Origin of the sequence: Kyrpidia sp. (genome assembly GCF_023512215.1) — a bacterium.
GTDB classification, from domain to species: domain Bacteria; phylum Bacillota; class Bacilli; order Kyrpidiales; family Kyrpidiaceae; genus Kyrpidia; species Kyrpidia spormannii.
In genome coordinates, this window is record NZ_JAILZZ010000039.1 from 1 (window position 1) to 16,603 (window position 16,603).

Consider the following 16,603-nt stretch of genomic DNA (forward strand, 5'->3'; position numbering starts at 1 on the left):
ACATGATCGTTGTCGGGGTGCCCGCCAAGCCGTTGCGGCCGCGGTTCCCCCGGGAGATTGCCGAGAAGCTCCTGGCGGTGGCCTGGTGGGATTGGACCCGGGAGCAGTTGGTGGAACGAATGCCGGATTTTAACGACCTGCAGGTTTTTTTTGAAAAATACGCCTGACAACGGACCGAAAATGGGGGAGCGGCTGTGCGATCGCGGCAGATTATTGCGGGGGGGACCGTTGTCACCCCATCGGAAATCATCGAAAACGGGACCGTCGTGATTGAAGACGGAAAAATCGTCGAAGTGGATGATGCGCCCCGGTCGCGCGGCGCGAACGCGGAATGGCATGATGCCCGGGGAGCCTGGGTGTTGCCCGGTCTGGTCGACACCCACAGCGACGCCATTGAACTGGAGCTGGAGCCCCGGCCGAACTGCACGCTTCCGCTGTCCATCTCCTTTGCCGAGTTGGAGCGGAAGCTCGCCGGCCAAGGCATCACCACCATCCACCACGCGCTGTGTTTGCTGGGCGACGAAGGGGAGAGTGTGCGCTCCAATGACCGGGTGGGTTCTCTGATCCGGGCGATTCGGCAACTGACCCGGGGGCGCCGGCTGATCCGGCATTACATCCATCTGCGATTTGAAATCACCAACCGATCGGCGGTGCCCCTGGTGGAACAACTGATCGAGGGAAAGGTCATCGACCTTCTGTCTTTTACGGATCACACGCCCGGCCAAGGGCAGTTGCGGGATTTTGAAGTCCAGGTGCGCCTGACCCGGGCCCGCGACGGGTTGAGCGATGAACAGGCGAGACAGCAGTTGAAGGCTAGGATGAACCTCCCAAAGATCGATCCATCGATCTTGGAGGACATTGCGGCGAAAGCCAGGAAACGGGGGATACCCATCGCGTCTCACGATGACGACAGCATCGAAAAGCTGGACGTGGCGGAGAGTTGGCACGCGTCGATTTGTGAGTTTCCGGTTTCGCTTCCCGTCGCCATTGAGGCCAAGAGACGCGGTTTGCTTGTGGCCATGGGCGCCCCGAATGTCCTGTTGGGGCGGTCACACAGCAACAACGTGTCCGCTCTCGAAGCCCTGCGCCACGGCGCCGTGGACATCCTGTGTTCCGACTACTATCCGCCCTCGCTGATTCAGTCGGTGTTTGCGCTTTTCCGAAAGGGTTTTGATATGCGGCAGGCCGTCAACCTTGTGAGCTACCATCCGGCCCGGGCCCTGGGAATGGCCGAAGCGGTCGGTTCGATCTCCCCGGGAAAAGTGGCCGATGTGCTTATTGTGCGCGAGGACGAAGGGACTCCCGTCATTGAAAAAGTTTTTGTGGGCGGGGTGTTGGCTTGTCAGATGACCTACCAGGCCCGGGGTGTCCTGGAGGCCCTGTGAGCCGCCGCGTTGCTCGAACTTGTCTAGACATCTAGACCGAGGAGGTGCGGTGCGGTGATTCAGAAGCAAAATCGAATCCCTTACTACCTGCAGCTCGCGGATCATCTGATCGGTATGATTCAGCGGGGTGAACTGTCGGTCGGAGACAAAATTCCCTCGGAAATGACCTTGAGCAGGCGGTACCAGGTGAACCGCCACACGGTCCGCCAAGCGGTGGCCAAATTGACAAGCCTGGGATGGGTCACCACGGTCAAAGGTGTCGGTTCTTTCGTCAAGCAGCGGCCCATTGTTCCGTACGCCTTATCCCAGCATACCCGGTTCAGCGATGAAATCGACCGGCTGGGCAGGTCCCATCGGGGTCAGCTGATCTCCTGGGAACTGGATGTGGCCACCGAGTCGGAACGGAGACAATTGCTCTTGTCGGACAGCGCCAGGGTGTACCGATTGGAGATCGTTCGTTATGTTGATGACGAGCCCTTTTCGGTGGCCACCTCGACTTTGCCCGAAAACGCTGTTCCCAACTTGGGGAATCACCTGGACGATTTCCATTCTCTGTACGATATTCTTCAGACCCATTATCACTTTCGGCCGATTCGGGTTCGGTCCGTGATCCGCGCCATGTTCTGCACCGTTAAGGAGGCGATGTTCTTGCCCAAGGATAGCCCCATTCTGCAGATTGAAAGCTTGATGATCCATCCGGACGGATTCCCGGTGGAAGCGGCCAACACCCGGGTTCGCGGCGACATGAACGAGCTGACGGTGGAATTCCATCACGGGGTTGACGTGTTATGAATTCCGAACGGCGTACTCGTATTTTGCAAACGGTACCGATGGAGCGGCTGTCCGCGTGGGTGGACGAGGTTGGCCGACTCGGGGATGTCCGGCGGATCAAACCCGCCCGACCCGGGCTGGTGATGATGCGCGCCCGGGAAACGGTCCGGCAGGAAGAGTTTTATGTGGGAGAAATCCACGTCTGTGAAAGTACGGTATCGGTGGACGGCGAATGGGGATATGGAGTGGCCATGGGAAACCAGCCGGAACGGGCTGACGGTCTCGCGGTGTTGGACGCCGTTTTCCATTCATCTCGGGAAAAATGGAAATCTCTGGTCCGTGAAATAGAGGACTGGCTTGTCGCCGAGGAGGCCCGGCAGGAAGAGGCCTGGCGCAAAGAGTTCGCCCTCGTCCGTCGAAGTCGCGTGGATTTTGAAATGATGGATGAGGAGGACGGTGGACCAGATGGCCGAAGTACAATTTGACGAGGTTCGGTACACCCAGGTGCTGTTTCGCCAACTGTTGGATGCGATGGCGAGGCCGGGGAAACCGGTGGCCGTGGAACCCGCGCCCGGTGAACCGGGACCTTGGGGGCTTCCGAAATCTCGGGGGGACAGGTGCGTTTTGGGAATCGGCCTCACCCTGTTGGATCCGGAGACGACCTTTTGGCTCCCGGAGTCGGATCGGGGATTCGGAACCCTGCTGCAACGGCATACCCGGTCCCAAGCGGCGTCGGTCGACCGGTGCGACTTTGCGTTTGTCCACGGGGAGCAGCGGTTTCCCATCGAGCGCCTTCCCCGGGGGACGTTCACATATCCCGACCGGAGCGCCACGGTGGTCTGCCGGGTCCGTCGCTTTGCCCGGGAGCCGTTTCCGGCTGATCGGCTCATTCACATCACCCTTCGCGGGCCGGGCATCCCCGGGGAGCGGCGGCTGTACATCGACACCGTCCACCCTGACATTTTGGTGGCCTGGCGGGAGATCAACCGGGAGTTTCCGCTCGGGTTGGATTGGATCCTCGTGGACGGGTTCGGATTTGTTTGCGGCGTGCCCCGGAGCACATCATTGGAATGGGAGGTCCTGTAAATGGCATACGCGGCGGTGCGCGGCGGACGAAGGGCCATCCAGGAAGCGAATCGTCTGTTGGATTACTACCGCTTGAAAGGGGGCAGCGTTCCCATTGAGGTCCGCCAAATCCGCGACCAAATGAGGCTGGCCGTGGACCAGGTCATGGGGGAAGGCTCCCTCTACGATCCCGATCTCGCCGCCCTGGCCCTGAAACAGGCCGAGGGCGACACCCTGGAGGCCGCTTTTCTTCTGCGGGCGTTTCGTTCCACCGTTCCGCGGAACCAGTACTCCCTGGCGGTGGATACCTCCAGGATGCGGGTGATCCGCCGCATTTCCGCGGCGTTCAAAGATGTACCGGGCGGGCAGTTTCTGGGCCCGACCCGGGATTACACCCAGAGGCTCCTTCGATTTGAATTGATGGAGGAAACTGAGGAGCGCGCCCGGGAGTTTCTCAAGAAATACGTGGAAGGCGATGAGTGGAAAGAACTCGAGGCCCAGGGGCCGTTGGATTTCCCCAAAATGATCGATTGGCTCCGGGCGAAGGGCCTGTTGGAAAATCCGGATGCCGCCGAGGGGCAACGGGAGCCGGGGCCCATCGACGACATCACCCGGCGGTCCATCAGTTTTCCGGCGAGTCGGTCGATGCGGATGCAGGCATTGGCCCGGGGAGAAACCGGGGCGTTGTTGGCTTTCGCCTATTCCGTCGCCCGGGGGTACGGAGCCATTCACCCCACCCTTGGTGAACTGAGGGTCGGGTACGTGCCTGTGTTGGTCCCCCATCCGCTGCACAGCGGGGAAGTGATCACCATTGGCGAAGTGTTGGTGACCGAAGCGGAGGTGGTGGCCAGGATGAGAGAACGAACGGACCAGTTGGAGGCCAAGTTTTCCTTGGGATATGGGCTGTGCTTTGGGCATAACGAAATCAAGGCCATCGCCATGGCCGCTCTGGACCGGGCCATGGTGTCCGAGAATCCCCAGGCTCCGGCCGAAGATGAGGAGTTTGTCCTGTACCACATCGACGGCATCGAATCGTCGGGATTTGTCGCCCATTGGAAACTCCCTCATTATGTCGATTTCCAAGCCGAGATGATTCGGGTACGATCAATCCAACGGCAGAGGGGGCCCCGGGCGTGAACGGTGTATACAATTATGCGTTTATCGATGAGAACACAAAACGAGAGGTGCGCCGCAGCCTTCTGAAGGCGGTGGCCATTCCCGGATATCAGGTGCCCTTCGGTTCCCGGGAGCTTCCCATCGCCCGGGGGTGGGGCACCGGAGGTTTGCAAATCACCCTGGCCATCGTTGGGCCGTCCGACATCGTGAAGGTGATCGACCAGGGGGACGACGACAGCGTGAACGCCTGCAATCTGCGGGAACTCATCCACGACACCACCGGGGTGACCACCACCACCGATACCCGACGGGCCACCCTGATCCAAACCCGACACCGGATTCCCGAGGAAAAGCTGACCGATCGGCAAATCCTCGTTCTTCAAGTTCCCTATCCCGAGCCGCTGCGCTGGGTGGAACCCAGCGAACGGGAGACCCGCCGGATGCACGCGGAACGCGATTACAGCAAACTCTGGGTGTTTTTGTATGAGGATATCGTCCGATGGGGAGAGATCACTCTTTCGCATCGGTATCCGGTCATGGTCAACGGCCGGTATGTGATGGATCCGACGCCGATCCCCCGATTTGATGTGCCAAAACTGCACCGGGCCGAGACCCTGTTCCTGTTCGGAGCCGGCCGGGAGAAGCGGATCTACGCGATCCCGCCCCACACCGACGTCGTTCCTCTCCAATTCGAGGATTATGAATTTCGGGTCGAGGATTTTGACGGCCGCGTGTGTGCCCGGTGCGGCCAGGGGGGCACGTATTTGACCGAAGTCTTTGATCGGGAGACCGGGGAAGTCAGCTATTATTGTTCAGATACCAGTTACTGCTTAAAAAGGCAGAAGCGGAATCTGGGTCAATCGGTGGAGATCGGGGGGTCATGGTATGCATGAAGAGGAGCAGCTGCTCCGGGTGAGGGGGATGAGCAAAATTTATGGGCCGGGTTGTGAGAACTGTTTGCTTTTGACCGGCCCGGAAGTCGAGAGCAACCGCTGTCCGCGGTGCGGCTCGATCGTATCGTGCGGCGGCGTGAGTTTCGATGTGTACCCAGGAGAAATCCTCGGCGTCGTCGGGGAAAGCGGATCGGGGAAAAGCACCCTGATCAAAACCCTGTGCTTTGATGAGGAACCCACGGGCGGGGAGATGTTTCTTCGTGGCGTGGATGGGGGAAAGACCAATCTGTGGACGGTCAGCAAACAGAAGAAACGGTGGATCCGCAACCACCAGATGGGGGTGGTGTACCAGAATCCTCATCTGGGGCTGAGGCTCGATTTTTCCAGCGGGGGCAACATCGCCGAGAAACTGATTGCCGCGGATTGGTACCATGTGGGACGGATCCGGGAACGAGCCCGGGATCTGCTTGCAAAAACGGAAATTCCCATTGAGCGGATGGATGAGCCCCCCAAACGTTTCAGCGGCGGCATGCGCAGCGGGTGCAAATCTCAAAAGCGTTGGCCAATGATCCCCCGCTGCTCCTGTTGGACGAGGTGACCACGGGGCTGGACGTGTCGGTGCAGGCGCAGATTTTGGATGTGATCCGGCAGCTTCAGCGGGATCTCGGCATCACGATGATCGTCGTGTCCCACGATTTTGGGGTCATTCGCATGTTGGCCGACCGGACCGTGGTCATGAAAAACGGCAGAATCGTGGAAGAGGGTTTGACAGATCAAATCATGGAAGACCCCCAACACGCGTATACCCAACTGTTGGTGAACTCCATGATTTGGTGAGGAGATGGAAAAATGGCTGTGATTCTCGACGTGAAGGGGCTCCACAAGATCTTTCGGATCCATCATACCGGGAAGACCATCGTCGGCGTGGGGGGAGTGCATTTTTCCCTTGAGGAAGGGGAATTCCTCGGCATCACCGGGAAGAGCGGATCGGGAAAATCCAGTTTGCTCAAGTGCATTTTTCGCACCTATCTACCCACCCGGGGGACCATGGTGTATTGCTCGGAACGTTATGGCGCCATTGATCTGGCCCAGGCGACCGAGCAACAGGTGATCGCCCTGCGCCGCCGGGAGATCGGCTATGCCTCGCAATTCTTGAATGTGCTGCCCAGGTTGACGGCCATGGAGGTGGTCGTGGGGAAGGCCCTGGAGGCCGGCGTCTCCCGGGATGCGGCGGAACGGGAGGCCCGGGAGATCCTGCGGCGTTTTCAATTGCCCGAGAAACTGTGGGATACGTATCCCCACACCTTCAGCGGCGGGGAGAAGCTCCGGCTGAATCTGGCCAAGGAAATGGTGAAACGTCCTCGGCTGCTTCTCCTGGATGAACCGACTGCGTCCCTGGACGAATCTTCGAAGCGGATTGTTCGCGATTTGCTCGGGGAGTTCAAACAGGAGGGCACCAGCATGATCGGGATTTTTCACGATCTCGATTTTATGGAACAAGTGGTGGATCGGGAGATCCGGATGAACGACGGGGTGATCGCCGGCGACATCCCCGCCTGACACAGGTTGTTTGACTCTCATCGGATTCGGCGGTGGGGGTTGGCCGTCGGCCATAATCGAGTCGGACGGGGGTGAGCAGGACGAATTTGTGGATGGAAGGCGGTGCCGTGGTGTTGGTGGACCGGGTTGTCGAGGCCGGACACAACCAGACCCGACGACCCAAAACGTGCACGTGTCGAACGGGCGGATCGTCGGTCTGTGCGCACCCGGGTTCCATCGAAGTCGGAAAACGGGCCGACCTCATTCTCGTGGAGCCTGCCGGGAATCATCCGGTGGTGCGGCGGACCATCGTCGGGGGATCCGTGGTCTACCGGGCCGATTATGCATAGAGGAGGGAGATCAGTCCATGGGCATCGTGGATTTGCACTGCCATACCCGGATGTCCGACAGTTCTCGGTCCATCGAAGAGGTGATCGCCCGGGCCAAGGAAGTCGGTGTCGACCATCTGGCGATCACCGATCATGACACCACCGCGGGCCTGCACCGGGCGATCGAAATCGGAAGAGCGCAGGGCGTCAACATCGTGCCGGGAATCGAGATTTCTGCGTATGATTTCGCCAGGGGCAGGCGGGCGCATCTTTTGGGCCTGTACGTCGAGCCGGGACACCCGGCCCTGGAAGCCTTTTGTCGCCCCATGCGGGAGCGCCGACATCGGGCCTCTTTTGAGATGGTCGGCAAACTGCAGCGGGCGGGGTATGAAATCACGTGGGAAGAGGTGCAGCGGTATGCCCGAGGGGGGACCGGCGTGTACAAGCAGCACATCATGCACGCCCTGATCGACCGCGGTTATGCGGAGTCGATCTACGGTCCGCTTTATAAGCGGTTGTTTTCCCGGGGCGAGAACGGTCAGACGGGGATTGCGTATACGCCGGTTGTGTATCTCGACGCCCGGGAGGCCATTGCGGCGATTCGGGCGGCGGGCGGCGTTCCCGTTCTGGCCCACCCGGGGCAGTTTGACAATTTTGCCGCGGTGGAGGAATGGGTTGAGGCCGGCCTGGCGGGGATCGAAGTTTATCATCCCTTGCACGGACCGGAGGAAGAGCGGCGGGCGAAGGAGCTCGCCCGGAGATTCGACCTCGTCATCACGGGAGGCTCGGATGATCACGGGTTTTACGGGGATCCGAGCCATACCCTCGGATGCAGGGACGCCGGGAAGGCGTGTATCGACGCTTTGCAAAAACGCCTTCGGGCGATTCGCGGCTGATGAATGTTGTATAGCCGGTAGCGGCCCTCGGCAACGCCTACTGGCAGGCCCAAGGTTTGATGGGTTTAACCGAACGTTACCGAAGGCTTTGTCAAAATTGGTGAATCGCCGGATGCGGACCTGCATGTTCGGCAGTGTGAGAGGACGGGGGCTAGCCGCCCCCTCCTACTCGATTCTCAGAGCTGGGCCGCTTGGGTCGGCTCCCGATCTCTCCCTGGAAGCGTTAGCGGTCTTCCTTCCGGTTGTCCACCCGCCCTTCCGGGGACATCGTCTGTGTACCGCGGCCCAGCGGTTGTTCCGGGGGCAGTGGGTGGTTTGCGCCGCCTGCCGGGCCGGCTTGGCCGTCGGCGAGGGGAACGCCTTTTTCTTGGCGACCGGGATGTCTTCCTCCGGAATCCGCCCGCCACTCCCGTCTGAATGTGCGAAGATCACCGTAGGTTTGTTCCAGTTCCCGGAGAATTTCCCGCTGGGTGGCCTCGATGCGGTCGAGGCGGCGATCCGCTTCCGCCCCCGCCCGCCGGATCACCCGATCCATTTCTTTTTCTAAATCTCCAAAACGGCCGAGGGTCTGTTCCCCGAGTCTGCGGGAGGTTTCCACGGTCTGTTCCACCGATCGCTGCCGCCCGTTATAACGCTCCTGTTCCTGTTGCAAAGTGTGCAGTTGCATCTGGATGTGATCCAGCCGTTCCTCTAAATGATCAAATCGATGATGAATGTCTCTTTTTGCGTCCTGGATGGTCCGCTGCAACTCCCAGAGCAAAGTCGCCATCCGCTGTAAACTAACGGGTTCTTCCCCTTCCAACGCCGGGTTTCCTCCTTCCGTTCTAGAAATAAGGAAACGCTTCTTCCATTCTCATGTCAATGGTCAAATACCGTCTCGTAGCGCGGGGCCAGCGCCGGGAAGTCACCGAAGTGTCCAATGAAGAGGCTCAATTCTCATACATTTTGTCTGACGAAAAGATCGCGCCATTCTGATACGCTGATTCCAGAGGATCGGCCAAGAGGTGAGAGGCGTGGGAACGACGGTTCAGGAGATGCGGCTCAAAAATTTTATTGGCGGGATGTGGCAGGCATCTCAAACTGATCAAGTCTTGCCGGTGCCCAATCCGGCCACCGGGGAGCTTTTGGCAGAGGTGCCCCTGTCCACAGCTGCGGATGTGGACAGGGCGGTTCGGGCCGCCCGGGAGGCGTTTGAATCCTGGCGGGAAGTACCTGTGGTGGAGCGGGCCCGGGTGATGTTTCGGTGGCGGGAGCTTTTGGTCCAGCGGGTGGAGGAGCTGGCCCGCCTGGTGACCACCGAAAACGGCAAGACCCTGGACGACGCCCGGGGCGAGGTGTGGCGCGGCATTGAAGTGGTGGAATTCGCGGCCGGGATGCCCACCCTCATGCAAGGGTACGTAAGTCCCCAGGTGTCCCGGGGGATCGACATGGAGATGGTCCGCTACCCCGTGGGTGTCGTGGCGGGCATCGTGCCCTTTAATTTTCCCATGATGGTGCCCATGTGGATGATGCCCATCGCCCTGGCGGCGGGGAATGCCTTTGTGTTGAAACCTTCGGAGCGGACCCCCTTGACTTCCATGCGATTGGTGGAGTTGGCCATGGAAGCCGGGATTCCCGAAGGGGTGCTCAATCTGGTTCACGGGGGCAAAGAGGTGGTGGACGCCCTCCTGACGCACCCCGGGGTGGATGCCGTTTCCTTTGTTGGCTCCCAGCCTGTAGCCGAGCACGTGTACCGGACGGCTGCGGCCGCGGGGAAACGGGTGCAGGCTTTGGCCGGGGCGAAAAATCACCACATCGTGATGCCGGACGCGAATCTCGAAGGGGCGGTGCACGCCATCCGGAACTCTGGTTTCGGGTCGGCGGGTCAGCGCTGTATGGCCTGTAGTGTGGTGGTGGCGGTGGGATCGGTGGGTGATCCCTTGGTGGAGGCCTTGGTGAAAGCCGGGGACAGGATGCGGATCGGCAACGGCCTGGAGGAGGGGGTGGAGCTGGGGCCCTTGATTCGCGCCGAACACCGGGCCCGGGTGGTGGAGCGAATTCATCAGGGGCTGGCGGAAGGGGCGGTCATGGCCCGGGACGGCCGGGACGCCATGGAGCGGCTGCCCCAGGGGTTCTTCCTTGGGCCGACGATTCTGGACCGGGTGAATCCGGAGATGACGGTGGCTCGGGAAGAATTGTTCGCCCCGGTGCTGAGCGTCATTCGCGCGGACAGCTTGGAAGAGGCGATCGGGGTGGTGAATCGGTCCCGGTTCGGGAACTCGGCGGTGATCTACACCGAGAGCGGCGCGGCGGCCCGGATGTTCCGGGAGACGGTGCAAGCGGGGATGCTCGGCGTCAACGTCGGGGTGCCGGTGCCGATGGCCTTCTTCCCTTTCAGCGGCTGGAAAAATTCGTTTTATGGCGATCTGCACGCCACAGGGCGGGATGGGGTGGAATTTTACACAAGGAAGAAAATGGTGACTTCCCGCTGGTTCGGAGGTGGTCGGTGATGCGGGTAGGGGTGCCGAAGGAGATCAAGGAACGGGAGTTTCGGGTGGGGCTAACGCCGGCGGGGGTACGGGATCTGGTGGACGCCGGGCACGAGGTGGTGGTGGAATCCGGGGCAGGGGTCGGCAGCGGCATTGACGATGCGGAATACGTGCGGGCCGGTGGCCGCCTGGGGACGGCGGAAGAAGCGTGGGCCGCCGATCTGGTGGTCAAGGTCAAAGAGCCGCGGCCCGAAGAATACCGGTATTTTCGAGAAGATCTGATTCTGTTTACCTATCTGCACCTGGCGGCCGACCGGGAGCTGACCGAAGCGCTGCGGGATGCGGGCATGACGGCGGTGGCCTACGAAACGATCCAGGTGGATGGTGGCGGATTGCCCCTGCTCGCTCCCATGAGCGAGGTGGCTGGACGGATGGCGGTCCAGGTCGGGGCGAGGTTTTTGGAGAAGCCAAACGGCGGTGCCGGGGTGCTGCTCGGCGGCGTTCCGGGAGTGTTGCCGGCCCGGGTGGTGGTTGTGGGAGGGGGAACTGTAGGCACCCAGGCGGCGAAGATGGCGGCGGGGCTGGGGGCGGATGTGACGATTTTTGACATTGACGGCGGTCGGCTTCGGGCTCTGGATGATCTGTTCGGGGGCCGGGTGAAGACGGTGATGTCCAGCGCCTATGCCCTGGCCGAGGCGGTCAGGACGGCGGATCTGGTGATCGGGGCGGTTCTTATCCCCGGAGCCCGGGCGCCAAAATTGGTCACCCGGGAGATGGTGGCCCAGATGCGCCCGGGGGCGGTGATCGTCGACGTGGCGGTGGACCAGGGAGGTTGTGTGGAGACGGCGGACCGGGTGACCACCCATGATGATCCGGTGTATTCGGTGCACGGGGTGGTGCACTATGCGGTGGCCAACATGCCCGGTGCGGTGCCCCGGACGTCGACCTTTGCCCTGACGGGGGCGACGTTGCCTTATGTGTTAAAGCTGGCCAGAGGCGGGGTGAAGGCGGCCCTAGGCGATCGGCCGCTCCTTTGCGGAGTGAACGTGGCCCGGGGACGGGTGACCTGTCGGGGCGTGGCGGAAGCTTTTGGATTGCCCTGGACGGACCCCCGGAGGGTGCTGGAAGGCGCTGTGGCGGTGTAGGGTGCCGTCCGTCCAGCGGGCGGTGACGGCGCCTACTGTGGAGAATATGTGGATAAGGGTGCGGGTTGTCCACAAGATGAGGGCAGTTGTCCACAGCCGAAATGTGGATATGTGGATGAACTGTGCATAACACCCGGGCCGTATGACGCCGGGAAGAAGGAGTGGGAATGTTGGAACAAGAAACCCTGAGGGAGACGTCGGGACGTCCGAACCTTCCCGAAGGAAGGGAGACCCGGGAGTGGATCGAGAAAGATCGGCGGTATGTGTGGCATCATATTCAGCCTTATGTGGCCAGCCGGGATCCGATGGTGGTGGTCAAAGGGGACGGGGCATGGGTGGAGGATCTGGAGGGGAATCGGTATCTCGATGCCATGTCCGGGCTGTGGTGCGTCAACCTCGGGTATTCCCAGAAGGCGTTGGCCGAAGCGGCCTATCAGCAGCTTCTAGAGATGCCGTATTTTCCATTGACCCAGAGTCACTTGCCGGCCATTCGGTTGAGTGAAAAATTAAACGAGTGGTTGGGCGGGGATTATCGGGTATTTTACTCGAACAGCGGGTCTGAAGCCAATGAGGTGGCTTTTAAAATCGCCAGGCAGTATCACGCCCAGCGGGGGGAGCCCACCCGGTGGAAAATCCTCTCCCGATACCGGGCGTACCATGGGAATTCGGCGGGGGCCCTGGCGGCCACGGGCCAGGCGCAGCGCAAATATCGTTATGAGCCTTTGGCTCCGGGGTTCGTGCACGTTCCGCCGCCGTATTGTTACCGGTGTCCCTTCGGACAGACCCACGGGGCCTGCGGGATTGAGTGCGCGTCCGCCATCGAGCAGGTGATCAACTGGGAGGAGCCGAAAACAGTGGCCGCGGTGATCATGGAACCGACCATCACCGGGGGTGGGGTCATCGCGCCGCCGCCCGAGTATCTCGGCCGGGTGCGGGAGATTTGTGACAAGTACGGGGTTTTGCTCATCATCGATGAGGTGATCTGTGGATTCGGCCGGTCCGGGCGGAGGTTCGGCCACCAGAACTACGGGGTGCAGCCGGACATCGTCACCATGGCGAAAGGCATCACCAGTGCGTATCTGCCCCTTTCGGCCACGGCGGTGCGGGAGGAGCTCTTCGAGGCGTTTAAGGAGGATGAGCCCTATGCCCATTTCCGCCATGTGAACACCTTCGGCGGCAACGCCACCGCCTGCGCTTTGGCCGTCAAGACGCTGGAGCTGATGGATGAGCGGGAGTACGTCAAACGGGCGGAGGAGTTGGGCGAGAGGCTGCGGGAGGCGCTTGAACCCTTGGCGGCGCACCCGAACGTCGGCGACCTGCGCTTCTTCGGTTTCATGGCGGGCATTGAGCTGGTGGCCGATAAAGCGACCAAAGAGCCGGCGCCCTCGGACTTTGTCGGCAAGGTTATCGCCGGCTGCAAACGCCGGGGCGTGATCATCGGCAAGAACAGCGACACGGTTCCCCAGTTTAACAACGTTCTCACCATCGCGCCGCCCTTCGTGGTCACCGACGAGGAGGTGAGGTTGATCGCCGCGGTGCTGGGTGAGGCGCTGGAGGAAGCGGGGGAGGGGTGAGGGCCCCACACTCTTATCGAGGAATATGCGCGCTATATAAAGTAACATAATGACGTTATGTGTAGAGGGATTGATTTTGTTTGTTATATAAACTATCATAAATACGGGCAATTAAGTGCCAAGCCTCGTAATTGACTCACCGAAAGGGGCGGTCAGATGGCGATTTTAGTTACAGGCGGGTTTGGCTTTATCGGACAGACAGTTGTTCGGATGTTGCGAGACTACGGTAAAAAAGTGATCAGTGTCGACAGAAGGTTTATTGATCAGGATATATCTACGCCTTTGTTTCGATATTACCAAGCAGATATTAACGACGTAGGCCGTCTGATAGAGATTTGTCGGGAGGAGAACGTTGTTTCGGTCATTCATACGGCTGCTATCAGCCATCCAGTTGTATCGCGCGAAGTTCCGTATCAAACAGTCGTCACGAATGCCTTAGGAACCGCATCTGTTTTTGAAGCAGCACGGATTTGTGGCATCAAACGTGTGGTAAACTTCAGTTCCGAGTGTGTCTATGGTCATAACAGAGAGGTTGGAAAGGTATCCGAGATGGCTCGATTAGAGCCGACTACGCCCTATGGTGTCACCAAGATGTTTACAGAACATCTTGGGCGCGTGTATGCACAGTTGTATGGTATGGAGATCCCGTCGCTTCGACCGGGATGGGTCTACGGCCCAGGGCAATTTATGCAATGCTATTTAAAGACATTGTTACGCAATGCCATAGATGGGGTTCCAACACATGAACCAAGCGGCCGTGATTACCGGTTCCACTATGTCCATGTGGAAGATGTTGCTGAGGCAGCCATTCTTGCAGCCACTATTGATAGTGTGAGATCTGAAGCATTCAATATTACTGCCGGTTTCCAAGTCAGCTTTGGGGAAGTGGTACAGGAAGTCAAGCGGCTGTTTCCAGAAGCTGATATCGACATTGGACCGGGTACAATCGATTATCTGGATCAGAACGGCGAATTCGATATCACCAAGGCAAAGTCCATACTAGGCTATAGCCCAAAGTATGACTTGCGAACCGGTATTGAGACCTATGCAGCGTGGCTAAAGGAGCATGCTTTTTGATTCGTTCAGGCTCAACAACACCGTTATATCTATTGCATAGTCGGTATAGAAAGGGGTGGTTATTGTGGCGAAGTTCCAGAATAAATGGGTCATGATTACCGGTGCCGGGAGTGGGATCGGAAAGTCTGTGGCACTGACGTTTGCAGAAAAGGGTGCCAATGTGATTCTCAATGATCTACCGTCTCAGGCATCAGTTTATCAAGTGAAAGAACGGGTTGAGCGACATGGTGTCCAATGCCTAGTGAAACTCGGAGACGTGTCCAGTTCAGGAGAGGTTAACAAGCTGTTTGTGGGTATTGAACGCCTTGATGTTCTAGTGAACAATGCTGGGTTCCTCAAAGAAAGTGTGTTTACTGAACTGTCTGACGATGAGTGGGATAAAATGGTTAAAGTTCATCTGTATGGCGCGTTTTATTGTGCCCGAGCAGCTGTAAAGTTGATGATGAAACAGAGAGCGGGACGCATTGTCAACATAGCATCAGACTTGGGGCAATTGGGATGTGAGCGACTGGCTCATTATTCAGCTGCGAAAGGCGGTGTGATAGCCTTGACAAAAAGTTTGGCTCGTGAACTAGCTCCTTACGGTATCCTTGTCAACGCTGTGGCGCCTGGAGGGACCCTGACACCACTGGTTGAGCGCCTTGGACCGAAATATGTCGCTGAAGAGTCCGCTAGATACCCGCTTAAGCGTTTGGGACGACCAGAAGAAATTGCGAACGTCGTTGCGTTCCTTGCATCTGATGATTCGAGTTTTATGACTGGGCAGGTTGTTGGCGTCAATGGCGGAGGGGTGATGTACGGTTAACTATGTCGTGCAGATCAAGCTGATCAGTCTTTAACATAAGCATCCTACTTACTTGAAATCTGCAGATTGCTTCAGGGAAGAGAGGTGTGTGATAGATGAGGTTCTCGGATTTTATCGGATATGATAAACACGGCGAAATCAAGGAGCTACCCACCACATTGCAGAAAGATAAACTCGGGACAACGGGAGTGTCTTTGGCTGCGCTTGGATTTAATGCTCCAGCATGGGTTGCGGCCTCTTCCATGTCATTACTGTATGCAATCAATGGCACCGGCTCCCCACTCGCAATTCTAGTTGCATATATTTTTCCAATGCTGGTGCTAGCATTATCCCTGGTCTATCTAACTCGAAAAGCTCCAAGTGCTGGAGGGATATTTGCGTTCGCGACGAAATTTCTTCACCCAAAAATCGGGACTGTTCTCGGTTGGGCGTATGTCGTTATGTGTGCCACGGTAACACCTATGACGGCTGTCATTGGTGCTGAATATATACAGGCGTTGGTTCCAGCTTTGCAAGGCGTTCTTCAAGCTAAAATCATAGGGACGATTCTCGTCATCGTGTTTCTAGGAGTGTGTCTGCGGGGCATAGAAATGACGGCGCGCGCCGCTGGTACGTTCTTGGTGTTTGAAGTTGCCGTTGTGGTAGGCCTGGGGATCCTCGGTATTAGTCGACCACACGTCAATGTATCATTTTACGATTTATATTCAGTAACCGGGGCCGGCGGCTGGGCGGCATTAGCGAGTGGAGTCTTGTTTGGTCTATGGATGTTAGCGAATTTCGATTCCGCAATTAACCTAATTGAGGAGGCCAAGGTTCCTGTTCGTACCGTTCAACGCTCGTTAATCATCGTTCTGACAAGTGCTTTTGTAATCTATAGTGTTGCCGCGATTGGTTGGCAGATGGCTGTCCCGGTTGAGCGATTGGCCAAAATTGTGGAAAACGGAAACGGAGGCCCGATCGCAGCCGTTGCCCAGACCTATCTACCTAACTGGTTGAGTTGGATTGCTGTATTTGTGGTGATTACTTCTTCGTGTGCCGGTTTACAAATCTCGCTGACATCTGGGTCTCGAGCTGCCTATCGGATGAGTCGAGATAGGCATTTGCCTCCGGTTCTACACCGAACCAATAAGCATAAAGCTCCTTGGGTGGCGATGATGCTCGTCTCTGCCTATGCCATCGTTTTAGTGTGGCTTAAACCTTTGGCCGAACTCCAGTGGTACTATGACGTGGTTACAATTACTCTGGTGCTATCATATCTAACAGCATTAACGGCTTTTATCGTAGTTCAGTTTAGAGAAAGAAGACTCGGAACTGCTTTCACCTCTAGTATTCTGCCGGCGCTGTCTATCATTGTACTAGCGGACATTGGATATACCGCCGGGGCGAACCCATCGTCGCCTTCCGACCTCTATAATGCATGGTACATGGGGGCTCTGGTGATTGTTACAGGGTTGATGTGGGTCTGGTACGGTTCTCGGAAACGAAAAATAGACAAAGTTCCCGTCGAAGCGCCAGAATTAGAATTTCAGGAGGACTAGAA

16 protein-coding genes and 1 pseudogene are annotated in these 16,603 nt (G+C 58.3%); 16 read left to right on the forward strand and 1 reads right to left on the reverse strand.

The genetic code is table 11. The features are described from left to right. Window positions 1-194 precede the first annotated feature (194 nt). The 10 genes and pseudogenes from K6T64_RS12395 to K6T64_RS12440 all read left to right on the forward strand — a co-directional run bounded on the left by K6T64_RS12395 (window position 195) and on the right by K6T64_RS12440 (window position 7,994). Window positions 195-1,385: an alpha-D-ribose 1-methylphosphonate 5-triphosphate diphosphatase gene (locus K6T64_RS12395; RefSeq protein ID WP_288010524.1), complete on the forward strand. Its 1,191-nt coding sequence runs from the start codon at window positions 195-197 to the stop codon at window positions 1,383-1,385. A 54-nt stretch (window positions 1,386-1,439) separates the two neighbouring features. Then, the gene (gene phnF / locus K6T64_RS12400) at window positions 1,440-2,177 is read left to right on the forward strand and encodes a phosphonate metabolism transcriptional regulator PhnF (RefSeq protein WP_288010526.1); all 738 of its coding nucleotides are present in this window, start codon (window positions 1,440-1,442) and stop codon (window positions 2,175-2,177) included. Beyond that, on the forward strand, window positions 2,174-2,641 hold the full coding sequence (phnG, locus tag K6T64_RS12405) for a phosphonate C-P lyase system protein PhnG (RefSeq protein ID WP_288010528.1): 468 nt from the start codon (window positions 2,174-2,176) through the stop codon (window positions 2,639-2,641). Before phnF ends, phnG begins: the two co-directional genes overlap by 4 nt. Continuing rightward, on the forward strand, window positions 2,622-3,242 hold the full coding sequence (gene phnH / locus K6T64_RS12410; protein WP_288010529.1) for a phosphonate C-P lyase system protein PhnH: 621 nt from the start codon (window positions 2,622-2,624) through the stop codon (window positions 3,240-3,242). Before phnG ends, phnH begins: the two co-directional genes overlap by 20 nt. Then, window positions 3,243-4,358: a carbon-phosphorus lyase complex subunit PhnI gene (locus tag K6T64_RS12415; protein WP_288010531.1), complete on the forward strand. Its 1,116-nt coding sequence runs from the start codon at window positions 3,243-3,245 to the stop codon at window positions 4,356-4,358. It begins immediately after the preceding gene. Beyond that, the gene (locus K6T64_RS12420; RefSeq protein ID WP_100668874.1) at window positions 4,355-5,230 is read left to right on the forward strand and encodes an alpha-D-ribose 1-methylphosphonate 5-phosphate C-P-lyase PhnJ; all 876 of its coding nucleotides are present in this window, start codon (window positions 4,355-4,357) and stop codon (window positions 5,228-5,230) included. Before K6T64_RS12415 ends, K6T64_RS12420 begins: the two co-directional genes overlap by 4 nt. Next, window positions 5,223-6,067 (forward strand): annotated as a pseudogene (locus tag K6T64_RS12425) (ATP-binding cassette domain-containing protein). The gene K6T64_RS12420 and the pseudogene K6T64_RS12425 overlap by 8 nt, the downstream one beginning before the upstream one ends. A 12-nt stretch (window positions 6,068-6,079) precedes the next feature. Further along, window positions 6,080-6,790, forward strand: a complete 711-nt coding sequence (locus K6T64_RS12430; protein WP_288010534.1) for a phosphonate C-P lyase system protein PhnL — start codon at window positions 6,080-6,082, stop codon at window positions 6,788-6,790. Between the two features lie 92 nt (window positions 6,791-6,882). Next, entirely contained in the window at window positions 6,883-7,119 is a 237-nt protein-coding gene (locus tag K6T64_RS12435) for a hypothetical protein (RefSeq protein ID WP_100668871.1), read from the forward strand. A 17-nt stretch (window positions 7,120-7,136) separates the two neighbouring features. Then, window positions 7,137-7,994: a PHP domain-containing protein gene (locus K6T64_RS12440; RefSeq protein WP_288010537.1), complete on the forward strand. Its 858-nt coding sequence runs from the start codon at window positions 7,137-7,139 to the stop codon at window positions 7,992-7,994. A 223-nt stretch (window positions 7,995-8,217) separates the two neighbouring features. On the opposite strand, the gene K6T64_RS12445 is transcribed toward K6T64_RS12440, so the two are convergent. Continuing rightward, complete coding sequence (locus K6T64_RS12445) at window positions 8,218-8,796, reverse strand: hypothetical protein (protein ID WP_288010538.1); 579 nt, start codon at window positions 8,794-8,796, stop codon at window positions 8,218-8,220. A 211-nt stretch (window positions 8,797-9,007) separates the two neighbouring features. Here K6T64_RS12445 and K6T64_RS12450 point away from each other — a divergent pair, with 211 nt between their 5' ends. The 6 genes from K6T64_RS12450 to K6T64_RS12475 all read left to right on the forward strand — a co-directional run bounded on the left by K6T64_RS12450 (window position 9,008) and on the right by K6T64_RS12475 (window position 16,601). Beyond that, window positions 9,008-10,483: a CoA-acylating methylmalonate-semialdehyde dehydrogenase gene (locus K6T64_RS12450; RefSeq protein ID WP_483306146.1), complete on the forward strand. Its 1,476-nt coding sequence runs from the start codon at window positions 9,008-9,010 to the stop codon at window positions 10,481-10,483. Then, a complete protein-coding gene (gene ald, locus K6T64_RS12455) occupies window positions 10,483-11,607 on the forward strand; it encodes an alanine dehydrogenase (protein ID WP_288010539.1) in 1,125 nt (374 codons plus the stop codon). Before K6T64_RS12450 ends, ald begins: the two co-directional genes overlap by 1 nt. Before the next feature lie 167 nt (window positions 11,608-11,774). Then, complete coding sequence (locus K6T64_RS12460; protein ID WP_288010540.1) at window positions 11,775-13,181, forward strand: aspartate aminotransferase family protein; 1,407 nt, start codon at window positions 11,775-11,777, stop codon at window positions 13,179-13,181. 156 nt (window positions 13,182-13,337) lie between these two features. After that, window positions 13,338-14,258 carry an NAD-dependent epimerase/dehydratase family protein gene (locus tag K6T64_RS12465; protein ID WP_288010541.1) on the forward strand — a complete coding sequence of 307 codons (921 nt, stop codon included), beginning with the start codon at window positions 13,338-13,340 and terminating at the stop codon, window positions 14,256-14,258. A 64-nt stretch (window positions 14,259-14,322) separates the two neighbouring features. Then, window positions 14,323-15,063, forward strand: a complete 741-nt coding sequence (locus K6T64_RS12470; protein WP_288010542.1) for an SDR family NAD(P)-dependent oxidoreductase — start codon at window positions 14,323-14,325, stop codon at window positions 15,061-15,063. Between the two features lie 95 nt (window positions 15,064-15,158). Then, a complete protein-coding gene (locus K6T64_RS12475) occupies window positions 15,159-16,601 on the forward strand; it encodes an APC family permease (protein ID WP_288010543.1) in 1,443 nt (480 codons plus the stop codon). Window positions 16,602-16,603: the final 2 nt, after the last annotated feature.